Genomic DNA, 1313 nt, shown 5'->3' on the forward strand with positions numbered 1-1313 from the left:
TGGGAAAAACTATTTGACCCTACCCTTGCTAAATATGGTATAGGCGGGGGCAAATATGCCAAGCTAGCTGATGTACTTCAGATGCCAGGTGCACAGGCTACAACACCCGAGATTACCGTAGGCGAGATGTGGGAAGCGTACCTTCAGTGGAAAGAAACAAAAGTAGAGCCATCTACTTTTGCTGACCGCTATCTGCGACGTTATTCAAATATCATCAAAGGGCTGAAATGGGACAAAAAAAGCCGTAGTTTTTCCGCTACCGGGAACGACATCAGCAGTCTACCTGCTAACAGATTGTCTGCTGAAAAACTATTATTGTCACCTTACAATAAGGCTGCTATTGTCGATACCATCCGAGCGTTAAATGAAGCTTTTGATCGAGGGCAATCAACGGGCATGATAAAGAATGCTCAAAACCCTTATCGAAACTTACATCTTGAAGTTGTCGAGAATCCTAAGGAAAAGTACACATCAGCAATCGGTGTCGATGGTGAAATACTAGAATGGTGGCAGTTGCAAGATAGTAGGCAAGAGGAAGAATGCGAAACTGATGTACGTTTTTTTACCAAGAATGAACGTGACATTATTGTCAGGGCATTCTATGAATCAGACAAGCAAAATGAACGTAAAGCCGCGCCCTTGATTGAATTTTTGTTTCTGACAGGTTGCCGACCCGGTGAAGCTTTCGCATTGCGTTGGGGTGATATTTTCTTTGACCGTGGCTATATCCGTTTTAGTAAGAGCTACGCAACCAGCATTAAATCTACAAAGCGGACAAAAACTAAAGAGATAAGAATGTTCAGAATCACCCCGAAAATAGCTAGCCTTCTATCTAATATTAGAAAAAGTCAATCATCAGTTGACCTTGTATTCCCACAGGTAGGCGGCCAAACTCATAGCAACAGCAGTCACTCTTTAATATGGCTAGGCAAGGTAGATAAGAAAGAAGTAAATGGCAAAAGCTACGAATACCACTATCCTGGCGTAGTTACTCGACTTGTTTCTGAAGGCAAAATCAGCCAATATCTCGCACCTTATCACACTAGACACACTTACATTACCCTTACCGCTCACGCTAACAAAAGTGACACATCGGCTCTTCTGCTATTGGCTCACGCTTGCGGGAACAGTGTTGAAATCATTGTTAAGCATTACCTAGGATTTGATAAAGATATACATCTTGTCGAAGTTTAACCCTTACCTGGTAAGTCACTTACCCCCTTTAATCAGGGGGTATTTTTTTGACTATTTTCCTGTACCTACTGTCATTTTACAAAGTAGGGCGCTAAAGTAGGAGCCTACTTTAATACAAC

Annotated in this window: 1 protein-coding gene; it reads left to right on the forward strand. The window is 42.1% G+C overall.

Going from position 1 to position 1313, the window contains the following annotated elements:
* Positions 1 to 1194: site-specific integrase (locus tag JGK20_RS34325; protein ID WP_293187240.1), on the forward strand; the 1194-nt coding region annotated here is incomplete at its 5' end.
* Between the last annotated feature and the right edge of the window lie 119 nt (positions 1195 to 1313).

Source organism: Microcoleus sp. PH2017_05_CCC_O_A, assembly GCF_020738785.1.
GTDB lineage: Bacteria > Cyanobacteriota > Cyanobacteriia > Cyanobacteriales > Microcoleaceae > Microcoleus.